Origin of the sequence: Kitasatospora sp. NPDC002227 (genome assembly GCF_040296285.1) — a bacterium.
Taxonomy (GTDB): Bacteria; Actinomycetota; Actinomycetes; order Streptomycetales; family Streptomycetaceae; genus Kitasatospora.
In genome coordinates, this window is the sequence record NZ_JBEOWY010000012.1 from 144,958 (window position 1) to 170,091 (window position 25,134).

A 25,134-nucleotide genomic window follows, 5' to 3' on the forward strand; every position below is an offset into this window, starting at 1 on the left:
CCCACGAACACGCTTCGCGATACCCGTGTGCCCGACGCGGCCCCGCTCGACGGAAGAAGAGGTTGTCCCCCTCCATGCAGCTGCTCAAGAACCGCCGTAACGCCCTGATCACCGGTGTCGCCACCCTCGCGGTGGCAGGCTCCGCGACCCTCGCGCTGGCCCTGCCGCAGGACGCCCCCTCCGCCGTCGCCGCCGTGCCTCAGGCGGCCGCCGCCAGCTCGGCCGCCGCCGACACCAAGCTCGCCCAGGACCAGGCCAAGGCCCTGGCCGATGCGAAGGCCTCGGCCGACGCCAAGGCCGCCGCGGACGCCAAGGCCGCCGCCGACGCGAAGGCTGCCGCCGACGCCAAGGCCGCCGCGGATGCGAAGGCTGCCGCCGATGCGAAGGCCGCGGCCGACGCCAAGGCCGCCGCGGACGCCAAGGCCGCCGCCGACGCGAAGGCCAAGGCCGACGCGAAGGCCGCCGCCGACGCCGCCTCCCGTTCGCAGCAGCGTGCCGCGCTCAACGCCGCGCCGACCGGCACCCCGCAGCAGATCGCCGCGCAGATCGTGCCGGCCGGTCAGCTCCAGTGCTTCAACAACATCATCGAGCGCGAGAGCGGCTGGAACGTCACCGCGACCAACCCGAGCTCCGGCGCCTACGGCCTGGTCCAGGCCCTGCCGGGCAACAAGATGGCCTCGGCCGGCTCCGACTGGCGCACCAACCCGGCCACCCAGATCAAGTGGGGCCTGCAGTACATGAACGAGACCTACGGCAGCCCGTGCGGCGCCTGGGCCTTCTGGCAGACCCACAGCGCGTACTGATCGCCCCGCGATCGGCCCCAGGGGCGGCACCACTCCGGTGCCGCCCCTGCGGCGTACCCGGGCGCCCTCCCCTATGTCCGTCCGGCTACCGCCGGTGACCGGCAGGCCACTGTCAACACCACGCGCCGTGACCGCCTGGTGAAGATATCGCGCACACTCCCGCCCATTTGACCGGCTCTGAGGCATTTCATGGCATTTATGGGCTTTGCTCGGACGTGTACACGCCTTCTAGCCTCCCGCCCATGCCCTCGCACGCGTCGACCCCGCCCGCGCCCCCGGTTGTGAAGCCGCCCAAGCCGCTGATCTCCGTGGTCCTGCCCGCCTACGATGCGCAGGATCAGCTCAAGGACTGCCTGGACTCCCTGCTGTCGCAGAGTTTCCGCGCCTTCGAGATCGTGCTGGTGGTCGACCGCTCCCCCGGCAGCCCGGAGCGGCTCGCCGAGGCCTACGAGATGCGCGACCCCCGGGTCCAGGTGCTCCGTCTCAACGCCGCCGTCGGCATCGGCCGGGCCCGCAACGCCGGGGCCGCCCGCGCCACCGGCGACTACCTGCTCTTCCTCGACGCCGACCACCTGCTCGAGCCGGACAGCCTCCAGGCCCTCGCCGACCGCCTCGCCGAGACCGGCGAGCTCGACGTGCTGCTCTTCGGGCACACGCGCGAGCACCGCGGCCGCAGCTGGTCCGGCGGCGCGGCCCAGCTGCTGGCCGCCGCCGGCCCGGAGGTCCGCCCCGGCCTGGCCCGCCCGGAGCTGTTCGGCGCCCCGCCGCTGGTCTGGGACCGGCTGCTGCGCCGCGAGAGCCTGCCCGAATTCCCGGACGGCCAGTACGAGGAGCTGCCGGTGGTCCACCAGGCCCTGCTCGCCGCCCAGCGGGTCGCCGTGCTCGACCGCGAGTGCGTGCGGATCCGCCGTCGCCACACCGTGCACCCGACCGGTTCGCCCGGCAGCAGCCACTTCGACGTCTTCACCCAGTACGAGCGCAGCCAGGAGCTCCTGCACGAGGCGGGGGCCGAGGCCGCCCAGGCGCTCTCCCACCTCTTCACCCGGATGATCCGGCAGTACCTGTTCATCTTCGACCTGGCCGGCTGCGTGCCGCGCGCCGAGCGCCCGCAGTTCTTCAACCGCGCGGCCGAGCACTACCGCACCTACCTGCCCGAGGGCTTCCGCCGCCCGGACGGCCGCGAGGGCGTCAAGTTCTCCCTGCTCGCCAGCGGTGCCTACGCCGCCTTCGAGCTCGCCAAGCTCTCCCACATCGCCCGCGGAGCGGTCAGCCGCCGCGCGGCCTGACCACCCCTCGGCCGAGGACGTCCGGGTCAGACGTGCGCGGTGCCGCCCCCGGCGGCCATCGCCGCCGCGATCCGGCGTCCGTTCTCGCGCCACTCCTCCTCCGGGAGCCTGGGCAGCACGTCGTCCCAGATCGCCAGGCAGGTGCCGCGCAGCTGGACCATCCCCTCGGGGCGGGCGGTCAGCCACAGGTGCAGGTGGGCGGCGCCGTCGCCCCACTTGCTGACGTGCACCCGGGCGATGCCGTCCAGCGAGAGCACCGCCTTCTCGACCCGCTGCAGCATCGGCCCGAGGCCGGCCGACAGCTCGGGCGGCAGGTCCAACAGGTCGTGGTGGGCGCGCGGTTGGAGCAGCAGCACGGCCGGCACCCCGGTGGGCTCGGCCATCCCGGTGAGCCGCCAGTGCTCGTCGGTCCAGAGGAACTCACCGTCCGGCCGGGCGCACTGACCGCAGCTGCCCGGTCCGTCCTCACCGTGCCGGGGCGGCTCGGGCAGCACGGGCGGCTGCAGGATCTTGACCCGGAGATCGCCCTCGAACGGGAAGTTCCCCCAGCTCGCGATGGTGCCCTCCGCGAGCTCGATCCGCTCGCCGATCGGCAGCCGGGAGACGTACGCGCTCGGGGCAGGGGTCTGGCCAGGTGCGGGGTGAAGATCATCTCTCATGCCCGGCAAGGATGTCACACCACTACGGCCCGGATCCCGCCGGGTACCGCCCCGGCACGCCCCGCACCGCGCCGTCCCGCAGTCGGGCGCGCCGGGGCGCCAACAGCCCTCCGGCCGCCCCGTCCTGAGATGATCCCGGTATGGCCATCGACCGCCGAGCCCGGCAGCGCCGCACCGAACTCGAGCGTGCGCTCGCCGCCGCCGTCCGGGGCGAGGTCCGCTTCGACACCGCCGAGCGCGCGGTCCACAGCCAGGACGCCTCCAACTACCGGCAGGTCCCGCTCGGTGTGGTGGGCCCGCGCGACCGGGCGGACGTCCACGCCGCCCTCGCCGTCTGCCGCGAGCGCGGCGTGCCGGTCGTCGCGCGCGGCGCGGGCACCAGTGTCGGCGGCCAGGCGATCGGGCCGGGCGCCGTCCTGCTCGACTTCCGCCGCCACCTCGGCCTGGTCCGCTCCGTCGACCCGGACACCCGCACGGCCGTGGTCGAGCCGGGCGTCGTGCTCGACTCCCTCCAGGCCGCCGCCCGGCCGTACGGGCTGCGCTTCGGGCCCGACCCGTCCACCCACAGCCGGTGCACCCTCGGCGGCATGATCGGCAACGACTCCTGCGGCGCCCACTCCGTCGCCTGGGGCCGCACCTCCGACAACCTGCACTCCCTGGACGTCCTGAAGGCCGACGGCACCGAACTGACCCTGACCGGCCCGACCACGCCCGCCGAACGCTCGCTCCTGCGTCAACGCCCGGGCGGTGAAGGCGAGTTGCACCGAGCCCTGCAGGATCTCGCCGCCGCCCACCTGACCGAGCTGCGCACCGGCATGCCCCGGCTCCCGCGCCGTACCTCGGGCTACGCCCTCGACGCGCTGCTCCCCGAGCACGGCTACGACCTGGCCCGCGCCTTCACCGGCACCGAGGGCACCTGCGCCCTGCTGCTCGGCGCCACCGTCCGGCTGGTCGAGGCCCCGCCCGCCCGCGCCCTGCTGATCGCCGGCTACCCGGACGAGACCGCGGCGGCCGACGCCGTCCCCGCCCTGCTGCCACTGCGACCGCTCACCGTCGAAGGCATGGCCACCGACCTGATCGAGGCCCTGATCGCCGCCGGCCGGCGGCCGCCCGCGCTGGCGCACCTTCCCCAGGGCGGCTGTTGGCTCTTCCTGGAGACCGGCGGCGCCACCCCCGCCGAGGCCCTCGACGCCGCCCGGGCGCTCGCCGCCGCCGTCCGCCGCGAACCAGGCGCCACCACCGCCCTGGTCACCGACCCGGCCGAGCAGCGCCAGCTCTGGGCCGTCCGGGAGGCGGGCGCGGGGATCGTCACCCGCCTCCCGGACGGCAGCCAGGCCTGGCCCGGCTGGGAGGACTCGGCCGTCCCGGTCGAACAACTCGGCTCCTACCTGCGCCAGTTGCGTGACCTGCTGCGCCGCCACGGCCTGCGCGGCGTCCCGTACGGGCACTTCGGCGAGGGCTGCGTCCATCTGCGGCTCGGCTTCCCGCTCACCACCCCCGCGCGCCTGCCGGAGTTCCGCGCCTTCATGACCGAGGCCGCCGATCTCGTGGTGGCGCACGGCGGTTCGCTCTCCGGCGAGCACGGCGACGGCCAGGCCCGGGCCGAACTGCTGCCCCGGATGTACCCGCCCGCCGTGATCGAGCTCTTCGGCCGCTTCAAGCACGCTTGGGACCCGACCGGCCTGCTCAACCCCGGCACCCTGGTCGACCCGCGCCCGCTCGACGCCGATCTGCGCTTCCCCGGAAGGGACTTGCTGCCGCTCGCCCTCCCGTACGAGCAGGACGGCGGCAGCCTGCTCACCGCCGTGCACCGCTGTGTGGGCGTGGCCAAGTGCATCGACACCAGCACCGGTGTGATGTGCCCGAGTTACATGGTCACCGGCGAGGAGCGGCACTCCACCCGGGGCCGGGCCCGGCTGCTCGCCGAGATGCTGCGCGGCGAGCTCGTTCCCGACGGCTGGCGCTCCGAGGAGGTCCGCGAGGCGCTCGACCTCTGCCTCGGCTGCAAGGGCTGCGCCAGCGACTGCCCCGTCCACGTCGACATGGCCACCTACCGCACCGAGTTCCTGCACCAGCACTACCGGCGGCGCCTGCGGCCCCGCTCGCACTACTCGCTCGGCTGGCTGCCCCTGTGGCTACGCGCGGCAGCCCTCGCCCCCGGCCTGGCGAACCGGGCCGTCCGCTCGCCCCTCCTGGCGCGCCTCGGCGGCCTCGACCCACGCCGCGCCGTACCCGCCCTGCCGGGCCACACCTTCACCCACTGGTTCCGCCGCTACCGGGCCGCTCACCCCGAACTCCCCTCCGCCACCCCGGTCCTGCTCTGGCCGGACACCTTCTCCAACCTGCTCGACCCGGCCCCCGCCCAGGCCGCCGTCGAGGCCCTGGAGCAGCTCGGCTTCGCCGTCCGCCTGCCCACCGGGCCGGTCTGCTGCGGCCTGACCTGGCTCTCCACCGGCCAACTCGGCACCGCCCGCCAGGTGTTGCGCCGCAGCCTGCGCGCCCTGCCACCCGGCCTGCCGGTCGTCGGCCTCGAACCGAGCTGCACCGCGGCACTCCGCGAGGAACTCCCCCGCCTGCTCGGCCCCTCGGCCGGCGACCTCCCGGGCCGGGTCCGCACCCTCGCCGAACTCCTGGACCAGACCGGCGTTCCCCTCCCGACCGCCCCGGCCCGCTCCCTCACCCAAGTCCACTGCCACCAGCACGCCGTGCTCGGCACCGAGGCGGACCGCCGCGTCACCGCCCGGCTCGGCCTGGACAACGAGCAGCTCGACTCGGGCTGCTGCGGGCTGGCGGGCAACTTCGGCTTCGAGCAGGGGCATTACGAGGTCTCGGTCGCCGCCGCCGAACGCCGCCTCCTCCCGGCCGTCCGCGCCGCCGACCCGACCACCCTCCTCCTGGCCGACGGCTTCAGCTGCCGCACCCAGATCGCCGGACTCGCGGGCGGCCGCCGTGCCCGCCACCTCGCCGAACTCCTCCGCGACCTGCTGGCCGACAGGCCATAGCGCCTACCCGGCGGCCGGCAGCGTCTCCACGAACCAGGAGAGGTTCCCCCGCACCCGCTCCGGGTCGGGATTGCCGCGCAGCGCCACCGCCCCGGCCCGCAGCGCCTCCTCCGCGCGCCCGCTGTTGCCCAGGCAGACCGCGAGGAAGTCCCAGGGCACCCACTGGTAGTCCGTCTCCCGGCTGAAGCCGGTGGCCGGGCGCCGGTTCGCGGTGGTCGCGGCCTGGAAGAACGGCACCGCTTCGGCCCACAACTTCCGCTGGTAGTAGGCCTTTCCCGCCGCCACCCAGGCCTCCGGCCGCCCCGGATCGAGCTGGACGGCCGCCAGCGCCGCCTGCGCCGCCTCGCTGCAGCGCTCCAGCGCGAGCAGCGACTCGGCCTGCGACAGCAGCGAGTAGTAACGCTCCCACTCCGGCTGCTCGGTGGCCAGCGCCTCGTCGTAGGCGGCCACCGCCTCGGCGTGCCGGGCATGGTCGCGCAGCTCGTTGGCCCGGTAGAACAGCGTCCGGGGCGTGCGGTCGCCGCGCCCGTACAGCCCGTCCAGGATGCGCAGGTTCCGGCCCTGGTCGCGGGCGGCCTGCTCGGCGGTGCGGCGGTGCTCCACCACCAGCTCCGGCACCTCCCGCACCCGGGCCGCCGCCAGGTCGACCGCTTCGTGCACCGCGCCCGTCCAGCGCAGCCCGGCGGCACGGCGCAGCACGCGTTCGCGCTGCACGGTGAAGGTGCACCGCTCCCCGGTCGGGTCGAACCCGTACTGATAGGGCGTCACCAAGGCGTCCACATCCTCACCGAGCCCGGCGATCACCTCGGCGAAGGCCCGCTGCGCGGCGGGCGGCACCCGGTCGTCGGCGTCCAGCCAGACCACCCAGTCGCCCGTACAGGCTGCCAGGCTCGCGTTGCGGGCGGCGGCGAAGTCGTCCGTCCAGGGCACCTCGACGACCACGGCGCCCGCCTCGGCGGCGATCCGCTGGGTGCCGTCCGTACTGCCGGTGTCGGCGACCACCAGTTCGTCACAGAAGGCGGCGGCGTCGGCCAGGACTTCCGCCAGCGTGGCGGCTTCGTCCTTCACGATCATCGAACAGGATGCTCGGGGCATACAGCCCATTCTGACGATCCGTCCGGTCCGGCCGGGGCCGCCCACTCCCCGGTTCCACCGGATGACGCAACGCCTGCGCTCCCGTTCACCCTCCCGGCCCCGGCTGACGGCCGCTCAGATCGCGGGCCCGGCTCCGGCGGGTTCTGCTGACACTCGACCCTCCCATACCTCCCGGGGAAGCGAGACAGCATGGGAAGACAGCGGCAGTCGTCACACAAGCGGCTGGCACGCGGCGCCGTCCTGGTGGGCATCCTCGTGGCCGCCGCGGCGACGCCGTGGCCCATGCTCACCCACGCCGGCAGCGGCCCGGTCCAGGACGTGGGGGTGGTCAACGGCACGTTCGCCAGCCCGGTCGTCTCCGGCGGCGACCAGGTGTACACCTACGTCAACGGCCCCACCGGCTGGACGGGGGCGACCGAGGTGTACTCGCCCGCCTTCGCCCACCGCTCCGACGGCCTGCAGGCGGTCGACCTCAACACCACCTCCGCGAGCTCGCTGAGCCAGCAGCTCACCGGTGTCAAGCAGGGCGCCACCGTCACCGTCACCTTCGGCAACAGCCCCAACACCTGGAACGGCTGCACCGCCACCCAACTGGCGAACGGCCAGCCCTTCACCGTCTCCGGCACCGGGGGCGCCCCCACCAGCTTCAAGACGCTGGGCACCACCAAGCTCGACAACGGCAACTGGCAGGACAGCGTCTACACCTTCACCGCCGGCACGGACAACCCGACCATCAGCTTCACCTCCAACGAGACCCGCTCCAGTACCGCCTGCGGCCCGCTGCTCGCCAACGTCCGGGTCACCCAGAACCCGCCGGTCGCGGACCTGAGCATCAAGAAGGTGCTCAGCACCAAGAACATCACCCCCAACGGCGCCATCACCTGGGTCATCACCGCCACCAACAACGGCCCCGACCCCTCCTACGGCGTCGTCGTCAGCGACCGCATCCCGCCCAACATCCTCAGCCCCACCGCCACCGTCACCCAGGGCACCGGCGGCCCCTGCACCCTCACCACCCTCACGGGCGGCGGCGGCACCCAGATGACCTGCCCCGTCCCCACCCTCCCCTCCGGCAGCTCCGTCCAGATCTCCGTCACCGGCACCGTCTCCGCCGCCACCACCACCATCCCCGTCAACCAAGCCACCGTCACCGCCAGCACCCCCGACCCCGACCTCACCAACAACGGCCCCGCCGCCGCCGACCAAACCGGAGCCACCTTCATCGGCCCGGTCGGCCCGACGGGGCCCACGGGAGCCACGGGAGCCACCGGCCCTACGGGAGCCACCGGGGCGACGGGAGCTACGGGAGCGGTCGGCGCAACGGGCGCCGTTGGGCCGACCGGGCCAACAGGTCCAACTGGTCCAACGGGTGCGACCGGCTTGACGGGCGCCACCGGCGCGGCGGGTGCAACAGGCGCAACCGGCCCGACAGGAGCCACCGGCCTCACCGGCGCAACCGGCCCGACAGGAGCCACCGGCCTCACCGGCGCAACCGGCCCGACAGGAGCCACCGGCCTCACCGGCGCAACCGGCCCGACAGGAGCCACCGGCCTCACCGGCGCAACCGGCGCCACCGGGGCCACTGGCCCGACGGGCGCCACTGGCGCAGCTGGTATCACCGGTGCAACGGGCACAGCCGGGGCCACAGGGGCGACCGGCCCGACAGGAGCCACCGGCCTGACAGGCGCGACAGGAGCCACAGGGGCTACCGGAGCAGTCGGTGCAACGGGCGCCATTGGGCCAACCGGCGCCACTGGTCCGACGGGCGCAACCGGATCTTCTGGTGCAACCGGGCTGACAGGCCCGACTGGAGCGACCGGCGCAGTTGGTGCCACAGGCGCAACCGGTGCAACCGGTGCAACCGGTGCAACCGGAGCCAGTGGTTCGACCGGCCCGACGGGAGCCACCGGACCAGCCGGTGCAACCGGAGCGACAGGAGCCACCGGCGCAACGGGAGCTGACGGGGCAACGGGCCCGACTGGATCCACCGGTGCAACCGGTGCAACTGGTTCGACCGGCCCGACGGGAGCCGCCGGACCGACGGGCGCGACCGGTGCAACAGGTGCAACAGGTGCAACCGGAGCGACAGGCACCACCGGAGCAGTCGGTGTGACGGGAGCGACCGGGCCCACCGGAGCAACTGGCGCGACTGGTGCTACTGGAACACCAGGTGCGACCGGAGCAACTGGCGCGACCGGGCCAACTGGAGCGACGGGTGTAACCGGCCCGACGGGAGCCACAGGCGCGACCGGTGCCTCGGGTGCCATCGGCGCAGCCGGGGCCACAGGCGCAACCGGCGCAACGGGAGCAACCGGGCCAGTTGGCGCCATGGGTGCCACCGGTGCGACGGGGGCCCAAGGAGCTACGGGTGCCCCAGGCCCTGCAGGCGCCACGGGCGCTACCGGCGCCACGGGAAGCACCGGCACCGCCGGGCCTACAGGCGCGGTTGGGGCAACAGGCCCAGCTGGCGCCACCGGAGCGGTCGGAGCGACGGGAGCAACCGGAGCCGTCGGCCCCGCCGGTGCCACGGGCGCTACCGGTACTGCAGGAGCCACCGGCGCTACCGGCGCCACGGGTGCGACCGGCCTCACCGGAGCAACCGGCGCCACAGGACTCCAAGGCCCGATGGGCCCAACCGGCCCTGCCGGCCCTCAGGGCATTCCCGGCGTCTCAGTAGCCGGCATCCCCGGCCCGCCCGGACCTCCCGGACCTCCCGGGCCGCCCGGCCCCGCCGGCCCCGCTGGCCCTCCCGGACCCGCCAGCCAGCCAGCCGAACGCCCGTTGCCCTGCGCATCGTGCTCCCACCCGGCGGACCAACCCCGCCCCACCCCGCACCACCACACCCTCCCCACCCACCCCGGCCCCACCGAGCTCGCACAGACGGGAACCAGCGAGGACAGCCTCGAGCTGACCACGACCGCCTCCGCCGCCCTCCTCCTAGGAGGCCTCGCCGCACTCTTCGGCCGACGCCGCCTCACCCGCAGACGCCGGAGTACCACAGACTGACCCTTCCCACCGGCCCGGCAGCCCCCTGCCGGGCCGGCCCGCATCGAACAGCCCCAGCCCGCACCCCGGCACCCTCGCCGCGTGATGGAGCACCGTGGCCCGTCAGGTCAGGAGCCGGTTGCCACGGTCCACTCGGCCGCAGTGCTCGTCCGCCACTCGTCCAGCTACCGGAAGAGCTCCGACAGAGGCGACTCACCCTCGGCGTGGTGAGTGATCGCCCTGGCCCAACCGCACGCCATCGACCAGCCGTGCTCCCGGCTCAGCCACTGTGCGAACGGACCGGTCGGGCCAAGGCCGGAGTGCCCTTCAATGCCATGCACCTGCAACGCGATGACATAGCCGGTTGAGCAGCGTCACCAGCACACCACGCAGGGAGATCAACTGTCCGTCGGAGAGGGCCAACTGGTGCCGGGGTACTCAGCGGACCGGTTGCAGCCGGTGGATCCGCTCGAGGCTGCCGGCCAGGAGGTCCTCGTGCGTAATGGCGAAGTCGCCGTTGGGCAACGGCTCGTAGCCGAAGTACCTGCCCACCACGGCGTCGGGGAGGAAGTCGTAGAGCTGCCTGGGCATGCCGACGGGGTAGTTCACGGGGGTGCCCCAGCCGGCCGGGGCTTCGTCGGAACCGAAGAGCACCCAGTGGTCGACCACGACGGGGGTGTCCGTCGCCGGTACGCCGCCCGTATGGCAGTCCAGGGCCGGGGCGGTGAGCACGTCCGGGTCCAGGGGCCGGTACCAGAGCAGCAGCGGACTGGCCTTCTTCGCCTCGGCGTTGTCGAAGCAGCAGAGCACGACGGTGTGCCCGGGGTAGTGGTCGGCGTAGAACCGCATCAGCTCGGGATCGATGCTGGGGCGCTTGCGCGCGGGCACCTGGGCCAGCGCGGCCGGGATCTGCGTCGCGTCCTCGGCGAGCAGCACCGTGTAGATATCGTGATCGAACACCTGGACCGAACGTAGCGTGCTCGCCGCCCGCGACCTGCTCTGGGGCCTGGGCGGGCGGACCGCGTCCACCATGCGGGACAGGATGTCGGCGCAGCCGCCCGCGGAGAGGAAGTTCTCGGGGCCCACGGAGCGACCAGGCAGGTGAAGCAGCATCGCGTTGGCACCGTCGGAGAGATTCACCGCCGTGTTCTGGTACCCCAGGACGTGGATCACCCCGTGCTGCGGGTGGCACCGACGCCCGGTGTAGAGCGTGGTGCCGGAGAACTCTGCTCGCTTCGCCGAGACGCACATCGGCTCAATCTAGCGGTAGCACCAGGGCTTACGGGAGTGGCCGGACCACTGTTGGCGCTGATCCGCCTTCCGGGATTCGGTGACGGTCCCTCGGACGCTCCGCGCGGGTCGTCTGGTCCCGACGTACCAGCCGTCAATCCTCTTGGTACGGGGTGGGCGGGGTTGATCACCGTGCCCCGATGAGTGCGACGCCGCTGCGTTCGGCCATGAATGCCTCGATCAAGGGGCTGAAGAAGGCAACGGGACGCCTGGCACCCGAGGGTGGACCGGTTACGGCTGATCCTCCCCGAGTTGTCCGGTACGGCGCCTGATCAGGGCCTCCAGACCGTCGAGGATGCGCTCCAGACCGAAGTCCAGCGCCTGGTCCCGGCCGTCCGGCGAGGCCATGGCCACGGCGAGTGCGGGGAAGCGGTCTGCGTGCCGGTTCACCAGGGGGCCGAGGATGGCCAGGAGTTCCGTCTCGGGCGAGCCGCCCGGCCGGGCCGCGCGGGCCTGCTCGGCGATGCCCCGGACGTGCCCGGCCAGCAGCACCGCGGCGTCCATGCGCTCGTGGCCGGTCAGTCCGTGGCCATCCAGGGCCGCGACCACCCGCTCCAGCCAGCCGAGTTCCTTGGGGCCCATCACCCGCGGTCCGACGGTGGCGTCGAGCAGCCACGGGTGCTCGGCGAACGACTTCGCCAGCTGCCCTGCCCAGGCCGCCAGTTGCTCACGCCATCCGAGCCCGTCCACGGCCTGCGGTGGTTCGTCGACCGCGACCTCCACCATGAGCGCGACCAGCTCCGCCTTGCCGGGCACATAGCGGTAGAGCGACATCTTGGTGAAGTCGAGCAGCCCTGCCACCTTCTGCATCGAGACGGCTCCGAGGCCCTCGGCATCCGCGATCTCGATGCCCGCAGCGGCGATCCGCGCCAGGCTCAGCGCGGGCTTCGGTCCCCGGGACGGCTTGGCAGGCGGCCCCCAGAGCAGCCGCACCGCCTCGTTCGCATCCTCGCCCATTTCCCGCTCCGTCCCGTGTTTCCGGCTGCCCATTGCGAGGCGACCTAACTGCGTCTACCGTACACAGCAATGAACAGTGTCCACCGGACACAGTTATTCGACAGCGTCGGATGGAGTGGTTCACGTGAGCACGAAAGTCCTGATCTCGGGCGCGAGCATCGCCGGCCCCGCACTTGCCTACTGGCTGGGGCGGCACGGCTTCGAGACCACCGTCGTCGAGCTGGCCCCCGCCCTACGCGGCGGCGGCCAGGCGGTCGACTTCCGCGGCAAGACCCACCTGACCGTGCTGGAGCGGATGGGCGTGCTCGACGAGCTGCGCGCGCTCGACACCGGCGGCAGCCCGATAACCTTCGTCGACCAGCGCGGCCGTCAGATCCTCCACCTGCCGTCCGACTTCGCGGGCGGGGACGTGGAGGTCCCGCGCGGGGAGCTCGCCCAGGTGCTGCACCGGCGAAGCCTCCCAGGCACCGAGTACCTCTTCGGCGACTCGATCACCGCCCTGGAAGAGACGTCCGCCGGCGTCCGGGTGACCTTCCAGCACGGCGCACCACGCGAGTTCGATCTGGTGATCGGCGCCGACGGGCTGCACTCCAATGTCCGACGGCTCGCCTTCGGCCCGGAGGAGCGCTACGTCCGCCACCTCGGCTACTACGCGGCCACCTGGAAGCTGCCCAACTACCTGGGCCTGCCTCCCGGTTCGGTCGGCCTCAACGTCCCCGGCCGGCTCGCTGCCGTCGGCGCCGACCACCGGGACCCGAGCCGGGCGGGCGCCTTCTTCGTTTTCGCCTCGACCGAACTCCGTTACGACCGCCACGACGTGTCGCAGCAGAAAGCGCTGATCCGGGACGCCTTCGCAGGCCTCGGCTGGGAGGTACCCCGGTTGCTGGAGAGCCTGGGACAGGCCCCCGAGCTCTACTTCGACTCGATCAGTCGGGCCGACGTCCCCGCCTGGTCCACCGGTCGGATCGCACTGCTCGGCGACGCCGCCTGTGGGGCCACCATCGGCGGGATGGGAACCGGCACCGCGGTAGTGGCGGCATACGTCATGGCTGGCGAGTTGGCCCGGGCCCGCGGTGACCACCGCACCGCTTTCGCCCGCTACGAGCACACCCTGCGCGACTACGCCCAGGGCTGCCAGAAGGGCGGGGACCGCACCGGCCCGTTCCTGGCGCCCGGCACCTCGACCGGGCTGCGGGTGCGCAACGGACTGCTGAACCGGCGCTGGATCCTCGACAAGATGCTGGAGATGGGCAAGCGGGTCAGCAGCGTCGACCTGCCCGACTACGCGGCCGAGCCGACCTCCTCGTGGGAGCTCCGGGCGCCGTCCAACTCCCGGTAGCCGCCGATGCGCGCGCCGGGGAGTTGGAGCTGTCCGTCGACGACAACGTGGCAGTACATCGCGGCGTTTCTCCCGCGGAAGACGACGATGCGCCGTCGTCAGGAGCGGTCGAAGTACCTCCAATTCCCCTCGGAGACCACCTCGACGGCGCCGTCCACCACCGTGATGGCCGACTGGTCGTCGAGTGCGTACCCCGGCACCGGCACCTTCGCGGCCCATTCCTCGGCATGGGCCGTGGTGTTGTCCGGGCACATCACGTTGTCCAGGTGCGGGAAGATCGAGAATCCGACCAGGCCCAGCGCGGCGTCGCCGCCCGTGGCCGGCTGCCAGCCGACGAACTCCTCCCCGACGTGCGGGGCCATCACCATACTGCCCGCGCTGAGCCCCACGTAGACCGTCTCGCTCAGCGCGGGGAACAGGTCCGCCAGGCCGGACGTGCGCATCCAGTGGTTCAGGTAGAGCACGTCCCCGCCGCACACCAGCAGCGCGTCGGTCTCCCGCACCATGGGGACCCAGTGCTCCTCGGCGATGCTGGGCAGCGCGGCCAGCTCCAGCATCCCCACCGACTTCCACCCCAACTCGACCATCGGGGTGGGCGACTGCCCGGCGATCTGCCGCCACGTCATGACGGCGGTCCCGGGCATGCCGTACATCGCCGTGGGGATGCACAAGGCGGTGGACTCGGCGATCGGCTTCCCCAGCAGGTCGGCCAGTGCGTCGCGGATGCTCCGGTTGCTGACGCCGCCGGAGGTGAGGAGAAGCTTCATCGCGCCTTCCTTGTCCATCGAGGGCTGTGCCGGGCCGCGGTGAGCAGGGCCTCGAACGGTCCGGTCCTTCCGGCAGACGAGTCAATCACGGGGCACTGACACGTACCAGCATGCTCGGCGCCCGGACCAGCCGGCCGACAGAGTCGGGCTCACCCGAACGACGGCCACCGGCCACCGGCAGGTAGACCAGCTGGAACCCCGCCCCCTCGGCCTCCGCCAACCATCGCACTGCCGACCGCTCGTGCCGCGACCAACACCCGCAACCCACCACGACGTTGGTCCCGAGCCGGACCGCCTCCCGCGCGAGCCGGAGCATCCGCTCAGCCGCAGCGCCCCGTGCTCCTGCTGCTGGACCAGGGAGTCACGACGGGCGAGCGAGGTACGCCGTCTTGGCGTCGGGCGAGAAGCCGCACGCTCGGTAGAACGCGTGCGTGGCGGGCGTGCGCGAGCCGGTCTGCAGCATGGCCTTGTAGCAGCCGGCGTCCCATGCGGCTTGGAGCGCACCGGCCATGATCTGCTTGCCCAGACCGGTGCCCCGCAGGGTCTCCTCGACGACGACGTTCTCGATCACCGCGTACGGCGCTGCCGACCGGGTGAGGTTCGGGATCAGGTTCAGGTACGTCGTGGCGACGATGGCGCCATCGGCGTCGAGGACGAACAGGTGCAGACCGGGTGAGCCCAGGATCCGCGCGAACGCCGCACTGTCGGACCCGTCGCGCAGCACCGGGTCGCCCGGATGCAGCTGCCGGTAGAGGCGCATGATCTGTTCGAAGTCGTCGGGCCCGGCCTCGCGGAACTGAGTCATGCCCCAGGCTGGCGTCCCGTCACCGGGCGCCCTCCGACCAGGGTCTCCCCCTGCCCACCTCGGGCGCCCCGCTGTCAGGCCCGCCCCCTAGGCTCTGCGCCATGGAGAACTCGACCTGGCTCGGCATTCGCGAGCGCGTGCAGTCACTCGGGGCGGACGCCCGCAGCTCGCGGGTGTTCGGCTCGGTGGGCCACGGCTTCGTGCTGGACGACCCGCTGGGCGCCGCGGAGCTGGCGGATCTCGAAGCCCGGCTCGGTGTCGAACTGCCCGAGGAGTACCGGCAGTTCCTGCTCCAGGTCGGAGCCGGCGGCGCGGGGCCGGGGTACGGGGTCTTCCCCGTGCGGCGCACCGACGGCCGGTGGCAGTGGGAGGGTGACGGCGCCGACCTCGCCGACCTGCACCGGCTGGCCGAGCCGTTCCCGGTGCGGCACCCCGCCGCCGAGCAGGTCGAGCAGCTCCTGGCGGAACGCCCGGAGGAGGAGGACTTCGCGGAGACCGAGGCCTTCGACGAGGCCGAGGAAACGTGGGACGAGCACTGGGGTCGCACCATGTTCTCCCCCGACCGGACCGCGGGCGCGATCGTGCTCGCCCACCTCGGCTGCGCCCTGCGTGAGTGGCTGGTCGTCACCGGGCCCGAGCGAGGCCGGATCTGGACCGACCACCGTACGGACGACATGGACCTCATCCCGCTCCTGGACGACCAGGAGCAGCCCGTGACCTTCGCGCGCTGGTACCTGACCTGGCTCGAGCAGAGCGAGCGGACGACGTCGAAGCGGGCCGGGCGCGGCTGACCCGCCGCCTGCGCGAGCGGTCGCCGTACCTCTGTTTGCGGAGCTCTCATCCATGCATGTGAACCACGGTTCACACTCTGAGCACGCCCAGGGCGGTCAACGCCGGGCGCCCGCCCCCACAGCCGGTGGGGGCGGGCACTCGCAGGTTGACTGCAACCGTCAGCCGGTGAAGGCGGCGAGCCCGTTCGGGGTGCCCAGGCCGGTGGGGCCGTCGTAGCCGACCTCGGCCGTGCAGAGGGCGGCCGGGGAGCAGGTGCCGTTGGAGCCGGTGGTGACGTCGTTCAGCGAGCCGGTGTGGGCGTAGGGGAAGGAGGCGGGGTAGCTGCCCGCGGACGGGGTGCCGGCCAGCGCGTAGACCGAGGCGATGATCGGCGAGGAGGCGGAGGTGCCGCCGTAGACGGCCCAGCCGGAGCCGCCGTAGGTCTGGTAGACCGCGACACCGGTGGCCGGGTCGGCGACCGCCGAGACGTCGGAGATGGTGCGCTTGGCGCAGGCGGTGTCCTTCTGCCAGGTGGGCTTGGCGTCGTAGGCGGAGCAGCCCGAGCCGGTGCCCTCGGTCGAGTTGGTGTACCAGACCGACTCGTTCCAGCCACGGGCGCTGGAGTCGCGCTTGAGGGCGGTGCCGCCGACTGCGGTGACGTACTTGGAGGCCGCCGGGTACTGCGCGCCGTATGCGGAGTCGCCCGCCGAGACGGTGATGACCACGCCGGGGTGGTTGAAGTAGGTCGAGTCGTAGCTGGAGTCCGAAGAGGTCTCGCCGCCGCCGTAGCTGTTGGAGACGAACTTCGCGCCCTTGGCGACGGCGGTGTTCAGGCCGGTGCCGAGGTTGGTCTGGGAGGCGGTCGAGGCCTCGACCAGGATGATGTGCGCGTTGGGGGCGACCGCCGAGACCATGTCCAGGTCGAGCGAGATCTCGCCGGCCCAGCTGCTGTTGGCCCTGGGGTACTTGGTGCCGCCGTTCTGGTCGAGCTTCTTGAAGCAGCCGCTCGCGGTGGTGCAGGACGGCAGGCCGTACGCCGCGCGGTAGGCGTTCATGTCGGCCTCGGCGTTCGGGTCGTCGTAGGCGTCCACGATCGCGATGGTCTGGCCGGCGCCGCCGTTCGCGGGCAGGTTGTAGGCGCTGAGCAGGTCGGCCGGGCCGAGGCCGGAGGGGGTCGCGTTGGGGACGGTGCCGCCCTTGTTGCTGACGACCTTCAGCGCGTTGCAGGCCATGGTGTCGCCCTTGGCGAGCGTGTCGCAGGCCCGGACCCAGGACGTCCCGCCCTTGGAGTACACGTGCGGGGTGGCCTGCGCACCGGCCGGAGCGGCGGTGGCCAGGGCCGAGAGCGCGAGCGCGGCGGAGCCGGCGACGGCCAGGACTGCCTTACGGGTCGCGGGCGTGGGGGTACGCAACGGACTGCCTCCAGTGGGGGTGTACCAGGGGCACGGCGGCGTGGGGGGAGCCGTGAGCGTGGTGCCTGGTGAGACTGGCGCAGACGCTAGTGGACCGTCGTGCGCCGGACAATGGATCACCGGCAGGCCGAACCATCCCTTTACTCCACGCGAGTTGCGTGTGTGCGGTCTCCATAAACAGAACAGGCAACGGAAAACGGCGAACGGAATCACCAAAAGGACATTCGTCCCCGAATGACCCGTCAACGCCCCGGTGGCTGAAACTGATCGGTCCCCCGGACGCCGTCGGGCCCGCCCGCACCCGCCACCGGGCCACGGTCGGGCCGTCTTGAACAGCTCCGCACGTCAGGGCCGTCGCTGGACGCTACGCGTCGGACACAGTGAGTTCCCAGCCGTTCTCAGCCAATCCCCAGCTTCTACCTGTCATGGCTTGGACATTGCCTGTCAATATTCCGACTGCCGCACCGGCCCGGGCCCCTCACCCCGGCCGCGAGGCGGCGGAGTTCAACTCCCGATCGCACCGCACCCGTGCCGCGCAACCGCGTCCCGGGAAGCCCCCACTGCGCCGCTACCCGCGGCCAGGTAGCCCCGGCCGTCCGCCAACCCGCGAACGGCCGGTAAGGAGACGCATGTCCCGCTACACCCACGCCCGTGGCGCACTGGCCGCACTGGCCACCTCCACCGCGCTTCTGGTCACCGCCGTCCCGATGAGCGCCCACGCCCTGGCGGCCACGCCGTCGCTGGCCGGCGCCGCGGTCGCCACCAGCCACGCCGAGCTGCTCTCCCAGGCGGGCCTGCAGAGCGCCGCCGTCGCGCAGCAGCTCGGCCTCGGCAGCCAGGAGAAGCTGGTCGCCAAGGATGTCGTCAAGGACGCCAACGGCACCACGCACCTGCGCTACGAGCGCACCTACGGCGGCCTGCCGGTGCTCGGCGGCGACCTGGTGGTGCACCAGGCCGCCAACGGCAGCGTCAAGGGCGTGGACCGGGCCAGCACCGCCTCGCTGAACGGCGTCTCCACCACCCCGGCGCTCGCCGCCCCGAAGGCCCAGGCCTCCGCCCTGGCCCAGGAGTCCGGCTCGAACGTGGCCGTCGCGCCCCGCCTGGTCGTCCTCATGGACAAGAACACCCCGAAGCTCGCCTGGGAGACCGTGGTCACCGGCAAGCAGCACGACGGCACCCCGAGCCGCCTGCACGTCATCACCGACGCGCACTCCGGCCAGGTGCTCCGCAAGGTCGAGGGCATCGAGACCGACACCGGCAACGGCGTCTTCGTCGGCACCGTGCCGCTGACCACCACCGGTGGCCAGCTCAAGGACCCGAGCCGTGGCAACCAGTACACGGTCGACATGAACAACGGCACCTCCGGCAACGGCACCATCTTCACCAACTCCGGCACCACCTGGGGCAACGGCCAGGTCAGCAACCGCCAGTCGGCCGCCGTGGACGCCCAGTACGGCACCGCCGCCACCTGGGACTTCTACAAGAACACCTTCGGCCGCAACGGCATCCGCAACGACGGTGTCGGCGCCTTCAACCGGGTGCACTACGACACCAACTACACCAACGCGTTCTGGGACGACTCCTGCTTCTGCATGTCCTACGGTGACGGTGCCAGCGACACCCACCCGCTCACCGAGATCGACGTGGCCGGCCACGAGATGACGCACGGCGTCACCGCCGCGACCGCCAACCTGACCTACTCGGGCGAGTCCGGCGGCCTCAACGAGGCCACCTCGGACATCCTGGGCACCATGGTGGAGTGGTACGCCAACCTGCCCGCCGACACGCCGGACTACCTGATCGGCGAGAAGATCGACCTCAACGGCAACGGCACGCCGCTGCGGTACATGGACCAGCCCTCCAAGGACGGCGGCTCGGCCGACTCCTGGTCCTCGGGCGTCGGCAACCTCGACGTGCACTACTCCTCGGGCGTGGCGAACCACTTCTTCTACCTCCTCTCGGAGGGCAGCGGCGCCAAGACCATCAACGGGGTCAACTACAACTCCCCGACGGTCAACAACATCTCGGTCTCCGGCATCGGCCGGGACAAGGCCGCGGCCATCTGGTACCGCGCGCTGACCACCTACTTCACCTCCAGCACCGACTACGCCGCCGCGCGGACCGCGACCATCAACGCGGCCAACGACCTGTACGGCGCGGGCGGCGCCGAGGCGACCGCCGTGGCGACCGCCTGGGCGGGCGTCAACGTCGGCTCGGTGCCGGCCGGTGGCGTCACGGTGGCCAACCCGGGCAACCAGACCACCGCGCTGAACGGCACCGCCAACCTCCAGCTCACCTCGACCGGCGGCACCGGCACCGTGACCTGGACGGCCAGCGGCCTGCCCACCGGCCTGTCCATCTCCACCTCGGGCAAGATCACCGGCACCGCCACCACCGCGGGCACCTACAACGTGACGGCCACCGCCAAGGACAGCGCCGGCAAGACCGGCTCCACCAGCTTCACCTGGACCGTCTCGGGCGGCGGTGGCGGCACCTGCACCGGTGGCGGCCAGCTGCTCGGCAACGCGGGCTTCGAGACCGGCACCGCCTCGCCGTGGACCACCACCTCCGGCGTCGTCGACAACAGCTCCTCCGAGGCCGCCCACAGCGGCTCCTGGAAGGCCTGGATGAACGGCTACGGCTCGGCCCACACCGACACCGTCTCGCAGACCGTCACCGTCCCGGCCGGCTGCAAGGCGACCCTGAGCTTCTGGCTCCACATCGACACCGCCGAGACCGGCACCACCGCCTACGACAAGCTCACCGTGAGCGTCAACGGCACCGCGCTCAAGACCTACTCCAACGTGGACGCGGCCACCGGCTACACCCAGCGCGCCTTCGACCTCTCCGCCTACGCGGGCCAGAGCGTCACCATCAAGTTCAACGGCGTGGAGGACTCCTCCCTCCAGACCAGCTTCGTGATCGACGACACCGCGCTCAACGCCTCCTGACGCACCGTCAGTAAGCAGTAGCAGGCCCGGGGGCCGCCACGCCCCCGGGCCTCAGCCGTACCCCTGCCCGCCGGCGCTCGGCCCCGCGTGCAGGACTTCCTCGGAATCGGCTTCGGCCACCTCCCAGTTCAGGTACCAGTACGCCCCCGCATCCTCGTAGCTGCCCGGAGGCGCCCGGGCGGGCACGTCGGCTCCCTTACGAATTCCCCTGCCACGGCCTACCTTTGACCCATGGCCCTCCGAGATGCGGACTCGCTGGCGGGAGCTGTGAAGACAGCCCCGACGGGTGCACGGCTGGTGTTCGTCCCTGGGCGGTTCCGGGAGTTGGGCTATGCGTTCGGCGCGAGCGCGCTGGTCCCGCTCTGGGTGGCGGCCCCGCTCCTGGTGCCGGCGCTGGCGATCGCCGCGCTCTACCGGAGCGGCTTCGTCTGGGGCCTGTTCTGGGTGATCCTGGGGCTCACGGCCCTGGCCGTGGCCTTACTGGTCGTGGGCACGGTGTTCACGGCGCCGGCCACGATGGTGCGGTGGATCGAGTTCCGCCCCTCGGGGAGTGCGGCCCAGCTCGTGGTCGCACGCTTCCTGCGGACGTCGACCGTGGCTGTGGCCGATCTGCGGCGAGTCGTCGTCCACGAGCGGCTCAGGCTCGGCCGGCGAACCTCGATCAAGGTGGTGCTGCACGCGTCCCGCGACAGGGTGGACTGCGAGCCGGGACTCTTCGCCCCGCTGTCCGAGGTCGGTACGGACCTGCTGATCGGCTGGCTGACCGAGCAACTCGGCCCGGCCGGTGTCCCGGTGGAGCTGCAGACGGAGGTCCAGCGGAACCTCCTCTGCCCGGACGAGTGGTGGACGCCGTCCGAGGTGGCCACCCGGTGGCAGGTTCCTGTGAGCACGGTCGACGAGCTGGCCGCCCGGCACGGCGTCCGCGCCTACGGGTACACGCCGCGGGCTGCCGCGCTGACATCCCCGGAGGCGGAGCTGACCGTCTACGACCCCGTCCGGGCACTCGAAGTCGCCGAGGCCGTACGCGCGGAACGCGCCGGCGGCTGAGGGGGCCGACAGCCGGGTCAGGGTGCGGTGCGCCGGTGGATCGTCCCGCCCGGGGCGTACCAGCCGGACTTCTTGCGGACGGCCGGGCTCGGGTCACTGCGGCGGCTCTCCTCCAGTGCGGCCTCCGCGCGCGCGTCCGTGTGGACGAACTTGCCCACCAACTCCGCTGCCATCGAGCGGACTTGCGGGTCCGGATCGGAGGCGAGATGCACCAGACCGGGCTGCAGCACCCGGTCCGCACCGGGGGCGCAGGTGTCGCCCTTGCAGCGGTCGCAGGCCAGCGCGTGGAAGGCGGCGGTCCGCACCGTGGCGTCGGGGTCCTCGGCCATCGCGATCAGCAGGTCCATCGAGTCCGTGTCGACCAGGTGGTCGAGCAGCCGGCAGCAGCCCTCCCGGACGGCCGCGCGCCCGTCGGCCAGGCCGGCGCGGATCGCGCCGAGCGCGTCGTCCCCCCGGCGCAGCAGCTCGCGGTAGGCGGGAACGGCCCGTTGCGGGTCACCCAGGGCGGCGACCAGGGCTTCGTTGTCGGTGCGCACGAATCCGAGCATGGCCACAGTGTCGAGCCGCAGTGCGGGCCCGTGCAAAGGGATTTACCCTCCGGATGCCTCGGCGCTCCAAGGGGCGCATCGTGGAGGGTGAGAACACCCGCGTCCCCGGCGGGAGGCCACCACCATGACCTCGCCCGACCACCAAGCCGGCGGCTTCTGCGCGGTGAGCCCGGCGCTCCGGCCCGGCGTGCCGCCCGCGCAGCGCAACCGGGTGGTGCACGTGCGGCCGGACGGCCGCAGCCCCGTCCTGGTCGAGATGGACCTGGCCCGCGACCCCTCCACCGAGCAGACCCGGCGGGACTTCCTGGCCCTGTACCACCGGGTGTTCGGCGAGCCCGCCGACGGTCCGCCGCCTGAGCCCCGTCTGCTCGCCGCCAGCTATGTGCTCTGCGTGCTGGGCCCGGAGGAGATCCAGCGCCTGCTGGCCGCCGACCGCGCCCCGGACGGGCAGGGCCCGCACACCCTGTTCCGGATCTGGCCCGACTACACGCTGCACGCGCACATCGACCGCTCGGTCGCCACCGTCAAGGCCGACGCCGTCCGCCGCGCGTACGCCGCGACCGGGGAGGGCGTGGTCTGGGCCGTCCTGGACAGCGGCATCGACGGCGCCCACCCGCACTTCGCCGCGGGCAACCTCACCGGCCGGGTCGCCCGGCTGCACCGGGACTTCACCGGCCTGGTCCCGCCGCTGGCCGCCGACGGCACTCCCCCGCCCGATGCCCCGCTCACCGACGGCGCCGGGCACGGCACGCACGTCGCGGGGATCATCGCGGGCAGCCTGGGCGAGGCGTACCGGCCGGTGATCGGCAGCGTGGAGACGGTCGCGGACGGGCTGCCCAGCTGGGTGGCCCGGGAGCTCGGGCCGGGGCGGACGCTGGCCGGGATGGCGCCTCAGGCGCAGCTGGTGAGCCTGAAGGTGCTGGCCGAGCGCGACGAGGGCCTGGTGACCTCCTCCAGCGCGGTGATCGAGGCGCTCTACTACGTGCGCGAGACGCTCAACACCGGCGGGCGGATGCTGCAGGTGCACGGCGTGAACCTCAGCTTCGGCTGCCCGTGGGATCCTCGCGACTACGCCTGCGGGCTCAGCCCGCTCTGCCGGGAGGTGAACCTGCTGGCGGGCAGCGGTGTGGTGGTCGTGGTGAGCGCGGGCAACGGCGGCTTCGGGGGTGAATCCCTGCCGGGCGAAGGGAGTTCGGACGCCCGCGCGGTGCTGGCCACCATCACCGACCCGGGCAACGCGGAGGGTGCGATCACCGTCGGCTCCACCCACCGGGACCGCCCGCACGAATTCGGCGTCACCTACAGCTCCTCCAAGGGCCCGACCCTGGACGGCCGCCTCAAGCCCGACCTGCTGGCCCCGGGCGAGCACATCACCTCCTGCGCGACCGGCGGCCTCCGCGCCCAACTCGCCTCCCTGCTGCCGGAGAAGGCCGATCCGGCGACCCTCGCCGCGTACGTCGAGGAGAGCGGCACCTCGATGGCCGCGCCGCACGTCTCCGGCGCGATCGCGGCGTTCCTCTCGGCCCGTCCGGAGTACATGGGGCGGGCGGCCGAGATCAAGCGGCTGTTCTGCGAGAACGCCACCTCGCTGGGCCGGGACCGCTATCTGGAGGGCCACGGCCTGCTCGACCTGATGCGGGTGATGTCCAGCGTCTGACCCCCACCGACCGCGCGCCCGACCGATCCCTTGGGAAGTGAGTACGATGGCCGACCCGATCGCCGGACTCCCCTACTGGCAGCTGACTTTCGGCCCGGACGGCGCCCTCCTCGACGACGGCGGTCTGCCCGCGGCGCTGCCCACCGCCGGGCTGACCGACCTGTTCCTCCTCTCCCACGGCTGGAACACCTCCACCGACAGCGCGGACGGCCTCTACCAGGACATGTTCACCGAACTCGCCGAGCAGATCGACAAGTTCGCGCCCGAGCTGCGGCCGCACACCGGCATGGTCGGCCTGCACTGGCCCTCCCTGCTCTTCCCGGACGACGCCCCGGCCGGCCCGGCCACGCCCTCCACCGGGGCCCAGCTGGCCACCGCCCTGGCACCCGCCTTCGCCCCGGCCCAGCGGGCCGGCCTGCAGCAGCTGGGCACCCTGCTCGACCAGCAGCCGCAGGACGCGGCGGGGCTCCAGCAGGCCCACCAGCTGATCGGCGCCCTGGTCACCTCCCCGCCGCTGGCGGCCGAGGACAGCGGCGAGCAGGCGGTGCTGACCGGGCCGACGGCCCAGGTGTTCGGCACGCTCTCCGGCCTGGCCAAGACCCGCTCGGACGCCGAGGGCCTGCCGAACCCGTTCACCACCCTGTGGCACGGTGCCCGGGAGGCGCTGCGTACGGCCAGCTACTTCGAGATGAAGAACCGCGCCGGGGTGGTCGGCCGAAGCGGCCTGGGGCCGCTGCTCGGGCGGCTCGGCGGCGGGGTGCGGGTGCACCTGATGGGCCACAGCTTCGGCGCCCGCCTGGTCTCCTTCGCCCTGACCGGCCTCCCGGCCGGCGCCGCCACCCCGGTCGGGTCGCTCACCCTGATCCAGGGCGCCTTCTCGCACTTCTCCTTCGCCGCCCAGCTTCCGATCGACACCTCCCGCAGCGGCTTCCTCTCCGGCGCCCAGGCCCAGGTGGCCGGCCCGCTGGTGTCCACCTTCTCGGCGGCCGACCGGGCGGTCGGCTGGTGGTACCCGGCCGCCTCGATGCTCAGTCACAGCGACTCCGAGAGCGCCACCGACCTCACCTACCGCTGGGGCGGCATGGGCCACGACGGGTTCCAGCAGGCCGGCGCCAACCAGGTCGACCTGCTCGACGCGGGCACCGCCTACGGCTTCCAGGCCGGGCAGTTCTACCGCCTGCACAGTGACGCGGTGATCGCCGCCGACCAGTCCCCCTTCTCGGGCGCTCACAGCGACATCCGCCACCCCCAGGTCCTCTGGGCAGCGCTCGCCGCGGCCATCACGCGCTGAGGGCCCGCGGGCTCAGGCGAGGGCGGTGACCAGCAGGGTGAAGGCGGCGACGATGACCGCCACGCGGGCGTAGTGGTAGCGGTCCCAGCTGTCCTGCTGCTCCTTCCAGTCCGCGGGCCGGTTCTCGGGGGTCCACGTCTTGCTCCGGTTGTTGATCGGGACGAGCAGCAGCACCGACATCAGCACGCTCACCACCAGCAGCGCGGCGGCGGCCACCACCAGGCCGGTGCCGGTGCGGTGCCGGCCGGCGACGGCCCAGCCGGCGCTCAGGGCGAGCGAGGTGAAGTACCAGACCGGCATCAGGGCGCCGAGCATCCGGCCCCCGTGGGCGCGGCCGAGCTGCCCGGCGTCCTCGGGGAGGGCCTTGAAGATCGCGTTCAGGAAGAAGGCGACCGAGAACTCCACCCCCACCATCACGCCGACGACCACGACGGTGACGACCTCGAGTGTGCTGAGCATGGTGACCCCT

The 25,134-nt window shown here is 72.7% G+C and carries 20 protein-coding genes and 1 pseudogene; 10 read left to right on the top strand and 11 right to left on the bottom strand.

Going from position 1 to position 25,134, the window contains the following annotated elements:
- The first annotated feature begins 74 nt into the window (after window positions 1–74).
- Together ABT095_RS13915 and ABT095_RS13920 are read left to right on the top strand one after the other, a co-directional pair.
- Window positions 75–803 carry an aggregation-promoting factor C-terminal-like domain-containing protein gene (locus ABT095_RS13915; RefSeq protein WP_350529596.1) on the top strand — a complete coding sequence of 243 codons (729 nt, stop codon included), beginning with the start codon at window positions 75–77 and terminating at the stop codon, window positions 801–803.
- Between the two features lie 242 nt (window positions 804–1,045).
- The gene (locus ABT095_RS13920; protein WP_350529597.1) at window positions 1,046–2,089 is read left to right on the top strand and encodes a glycosyltransferase family 2 protein; all 1,044 of its coding nucleotides are present in this window, start codon (window positions 1,046–1,048) and stop codon (window positions 2,087–2,089) included.
- 26 nt (window positions 2,090–2,115) lie between these two features.
- Here the strand turns inward: ABT095_RS13920 and ABT095_RS13925 are convergent, their stop codons facing one another.
- The gene (locus tag ABT095_RS13925) at window positions 2,116–2,748 is read right to left on the bottom strand and encodes an HIT family protein (protein ID WP_350529598.1); all 633 of its coding nucleotides are present in this window, start codon (window positions 2,746–2,748) and stop codon (window positions 2,116–2,118) included.
- A 140-nt stretch (window positions 2,749–2,888) separates the two neighbouring features.
- Here ABT095_RS13925 and ABT095_RS13930 point away from each other — a divergent pair, with 140 nt between their 5' ends.
- Window positions 2,889–5,750, top strand: a complete 2,862-nt coding sequence (locus ABT095_RS13930) for an FAD-binding and (Fe-S)-binding domain-containing protein (RefSeq protein ID WP_350529599.1) — start codon at window positions 2,889–2,891, stop codon at window positions 5,748–5,750.
- Between the two features lie 3 nt (window positions 5,751–5,753).
- Here the strand turns inward: ABT095_RS13930 and ABT095_RS13935 are convergent, their stop codons facing one another.
- Window positions 5,754–6,845, bottom strand: a complete 1,092-nt coding sequence (locus tag ABT095_RS13935; RefSeq protein ID WP_350529600.1) for a glycosyltransferase — start codon at window positions 6,843–6,845, stop codon at window positions 5,754–5,756.
- A 282-nt stretch (window positions 6,846–7,127) separates the two neighbouring features.
- Between ABT095_RS13935 and ABT095_RS13940 the strand changes: the two genes are divergently transcribed.
- Window positions 7,128–9,851: a DUF642 domain-containing protein gene (locus tag ABT095_RS13940; RefSeq protein WP_350529652.1), complete on the top strand. Its 2,724-nt coding sequence runs from the start codon at window positions 7,128–7,130 to the stop codon at window positions 9,849–9,851.
- Window positions 9,852–10,268: 417 nt separating this feature from the next.
- Here ABT095_RS13940 and ABT095_RS13945 read toward each other — a convergent pair whose 3' ends face one another.
- On the bottom strand, window positions 10,269–11,081 hold the full coding sequence (locus ABT095_RS13945) for a hypothetical protein (RefSeq protein WP_350529601.1): 813 nt from the start codon (window positions 11,079–11,081) through the stop codon (window positions 10,269–10,271).
- A 270-nt stretch (window positions 11,082–11,351) separates the two neighbouring features.
- Window positions 11,352–12,077 carry a TetR/AcrR family transcriptional regulator C-terminal domain-containing protein gene (locus ABT095_RS13950; RefSeq protein ID WP_350529602.1) on the bottom strand — a complete coding sequence of 242 codons (726 nt, stop codon included), beginning with the start codon at window positions 12,075–12,077 and terminating at the stop codon, window positions 11,352–11,354.
- Between the two features lie 124 nt (window positions 12,078–12,201).
- Here ABT095_RS13950 and ABT095_RS13955 point away from each other — a divergent pair, with 124 nt between their 5' ends.
- A complete protein-coding gene (locus ABT095_RS13955; protein WP_350529603.1) occupies window positions 12,202–13,416 on the top strand; it encodes an FAD-dependent monooxygenase in 1,215 nt (404 codons plus the stop codon).
- Between the two features lie 98 nt (window positions 13,417–13,514).
- Here the strand turns inward: ABT095_RS13955 and ABT095_RS13960 are convergent, their stop codons facing one another.
- From ABT095_RS13960 to ABT095_RS13970, 3 genes and pseudogenes are all read right to left on the bottom strand, one after another.
- On the bottom strand, window positions 13,515–14,183 hold the full coding sequence (locus ABT095_RS13960) for a Type 1 glutamine amidotransferase-like domain-containing protein (RefSeq protein ID WP_350529604.1): 669 nt from the start codon (window positions 14,181–14,183) through the stop codon (window positions 13,515–13,517).
- 172 nt (window positions 14,184–14,355) lie between these two features.
- Window positions 14,356–14,499: pseudogene (locus ABT095_RS13965) on the bottom strand (AAA family ATPase); the annotation flags it as partial.
- Between the two features lie 45 nt (window positions 14,500–14,544).
- Complete coding sequence (locus ABT095_RS13970) at window positions 14,545–14,988, bottom strand: GNAT family N-acetyltransferase (RefSeq protein ID WP_350529605.1); 444 nt, start codon at window positions 14,986–14,988, stop codon at window positions 14,545–14,547.
- 101 nt (window positions 14,989–15,089) lie between these two features.
- Between ABT095_RS13970 and ABT095_RS13975 the strand changes: the two genes are divergently transcribed.
- Window positions 15,090–15,779 (top strand): SMI1/KNR4 family protein, encoded by a 690-nt coding sequence (locus ABT095_RS13975; RefSeq protein WP_350529606.1) that lies wholly within the window; start codon window positions 15,090–15,092, stop codon window positions 15,777–15,779.
- 159 nt (window positions 15,780–15,938) lie between these two features.
- On the opposite strand, the gene ABT095_RS13980 is transcribed toward ABT095_RS13975, so the two are convergent.
- On the bottom strand, window positions 15,939–17,171 hold the full coding sequence (locus tag ABT095_RS13980) for a S53 family peptidase (protein WP_350529607.1): 1,233 nt from the start codon (window positions 17,169–17,171) through the stop codon (window positions 15,939–15,941).
- Between the two features lie 629 nt (window positions 17,172–17,800).
- On the opposite strand from ABT095_RS13980, the gene ABT095_RS13985 reads away from it, so the two are divergent.
- Complete coding sequence (locus ABT095_RS13985; RefSeq protein WP_350529608.1) at window positions 17,801–20,122, top strand: M4 family metallopeptidase; 2,322 nt, start codon at window positions 17,801–17,803, stop codon at window positions 20,120–20,122.
- A 51-nt stretch (window positions 20,123–20,173) separates the two neighbouring features.
- Here ABT095_RS13985 and ABT095_RS13990 read toward each other — a convergent pair whose 3' ends face one another.
- Window positions 20,174–20,308 (bottom strand): hypothetical protein, encoded by a 135-nt coding sequence (locus tag ABT095_RS13990; protein WP_350529609.1) that lies wholly within the window; start codon window positions 20,306–20,308, stop codon window positions 20,174–20,176.
- A 45-nt stretch (window positions 20,309–20,353) separates the two neighbouring features.
- On the opposite strand from ABT095_RS13990, the gene ABT095_RS13995 reads away from it, so the two are divergent.
- Window positions 20,354–21,169 (top strand): hypothetical protein, encoded by an 816-nt coding sequence (locus ABT095_RS13995; RefSeq protein WP_350529610.1) that lies wholly within the window; start codon window positions 20,354–20,356, stop codon window positions 21,167–21,169.
- A 17-nt stretch (window positions 21,170–21,186) separates the two neighbouring features.
- Here ABT095_RS13995 and ABT095_RS14000 read toward each other — a convergent pair whose 3' ends face one another.
- Window positions 21,187–21,717, bottom strand: coding sequence for a HEAT repeat domain-containing protein (locus ABT095_RS14000; RefSeq protein WP_350529611.1), 531 nt, complete (start codon window positions 21,715–21,717; stop codon window positions 21,187–21,189).
- A gap of 124 nt (window positions 21,718–21,841) precedes the next feature.
- Here ABT095_RS14000 and ABT095_RS14005 point away from each other — a divergent pair, with 124 nt between their 5' ends.
- Both ABT095_RS14005 and ABT095_RS14010 read left to right on the top strand, forming a co-directional pair.
- The gene (locus tag ABT095_RS14005) at window positions 21,842–23,374 is read left to right on the top strand and encodes a S8 family peptidase (RefSeq protein WP_350529612.1); all 1,533 of its coding nucleotides are present in this window, start codon (window positions 21,842–21,844) and stop codon (window positions 23,372–23,374) included.
- Between the two features lie 46 nt (window positions 23,375–23,420).
- Window positions 23,421–24,665 (top strand): serine-threonine protein kinase, encoded by a 1,245-nt coding sequence (locus ABT095_RS14010; RefSeq protein WP_350529613.1) that lies wholly within the window; start codon window positions 23,421–23,423, stop codon window positions 24,663–24,665.
- Window positions 24,666–24,677: 12 nt separating this feature from the next.
- Here ABT095_RS14010 and ABT095_RS14015 read toward each other — a convergent pair whose 3' ends face one another.
- Entirely contained in the window at window positions 24,678–25,124 is a 447-nt protein-coding gene (locus ABT095_RS14015; protein WP_350529614.1) for an anthrone oxygenase family protein, read from the bottom strand.
- Window positions 25,125–25,134 lie beyond the last annotated feature (10 nt).

What these genes read in the sequence shown, in the direction of transcription:
- ABT095_RS13915 (WP_350529596.1), top strand. Translation starts at nt 75, where the DNA reads ATGCAGCTGCTCAAGAACCGCCGTAACGCCCTGATCACCGGTGTCGCC.
- ABT095_RS13920 (WP_350529597.1), top strand. Translation starts at nt 1,046, where the DNA reads ATGCCCTCGCACGCGTCGACCCCGCCCGCGCCCCCGGTTGTGAAGCCG.
- ABT095_RS13925 (WP_350529598.1), bottom strand. Translation starts at nt 2,748, where the DNA reads ATGAGAGATGATCTTCACCCCGCACCTGGCCAGACCCCTGCCCCGAGC.
- ABT095_RS13930 (WP_350529599.1), top strand. Translation starts at nt 2,889, where the DNA reads ATGGCCATCGACCGCCGAGCCCGGCAGCGCCGCACCGAACTCGAGCGT.
- ABT095_RS13935 (WP_350529600.1), bottom strand. Translation starts at nt 6,845, where the DNA reads ATGCCCCGAGCATCCTGTTCGATGATCGTGAAGGACGAAGCCGCCACG.
- ABT095_RS13940 (WP_350529652.1), top strand. Translation starts at nt 7,128, where the DNA reads ATGCTCACCCACGCCGGCAGCGGCCCGGTCCAGGACGTGGGGGTGGTC.
- ABT095_RS13945 (WP_350529601.1), bottom strand. Translation starts at nt 11,081, where the DNA reads ATGTGCGTCTCGGCGAAGCGAGCAGAGTTCTCCGGCACCACGCTCTAC.
- ABT095_RS13950 (WP_350529602.1), bottom strand. Translation starts at nt 12,077, where the DNA reads ATGGGCGAGGATGCGAACGAGGCGGTGCGGCTGCTCTGGGGGCCGCCT.
- ABT095_RS13960 (WP_350529604.1), bottom strand. Translation starts at nt 14,183, where the DNA reads ATGAAGCTTCTCCTCACCTCCGGCGGCGTCAGCAACCGGAGCATCCGC.
- ABT095_RS13970 (WP_350529605.1), bottom strand. Translation starts at nt 14,988, where the DNA reads ATGACTCAGTTCCGCGAGGCCGGGCCCGACGACTTCGAACAGATCATG.
- ABT095_RS13975 (WP_350529606.1), top strand. Translation starts at nt 15,090, where the DNA reads ATGGAGAACTCGACCTGGCTCGGCATTCGCGAGCGCGTGCAGTCACTC.
- ABT095_RS13985 (WP_350529608.1), top strand. Translation starts at nt 17,801, where the DNA reads ATGTCCCGCTACACCCACGCCCGTGGCGCACTGGCCGCACTGGCCACC.
- ABT095_RS13995 (WP_350529610.1), top strand. Translation starts at nt 20,354, where the DNA reads ATGGCCCTCCGAGATGCGGACTCGCTGGCGGGAGCTGTGAAGACAGCC.
- ABT095_RS14000 (WP_350529611.1), bottom strand. Translation starts at nt 21,717, where the DNA reads ATGCTCGGATTCGTGCGCACCGACAACGAAGCCCTGGTCGCCGCCCTG.
- ABT095_RS14005 (WP_350529612.1), top strand. Translation starts at nt 21,842, where the DNA reads ATGACCTCGCCCGACCACCAAGCCGGCGGCTTCTGCGCGGTGAGCCCG.
- ABT095_RS14010 (WP_350529613.1), top strand. Translation starts at nt 23,421, where the DNA reads ATGGCCGACCCGATCGCCGGACTCCCCTACTGGCAGCTGACTTTCGGC.
- ABT095_RS14015 (WP_350529614.1), bottom strand. Translation starts at nt 25,124, where the DNA reads ATGCTCAGCACACTCGAGGTCGTCACCGTCGTGGTCGTCGGCGTGATG.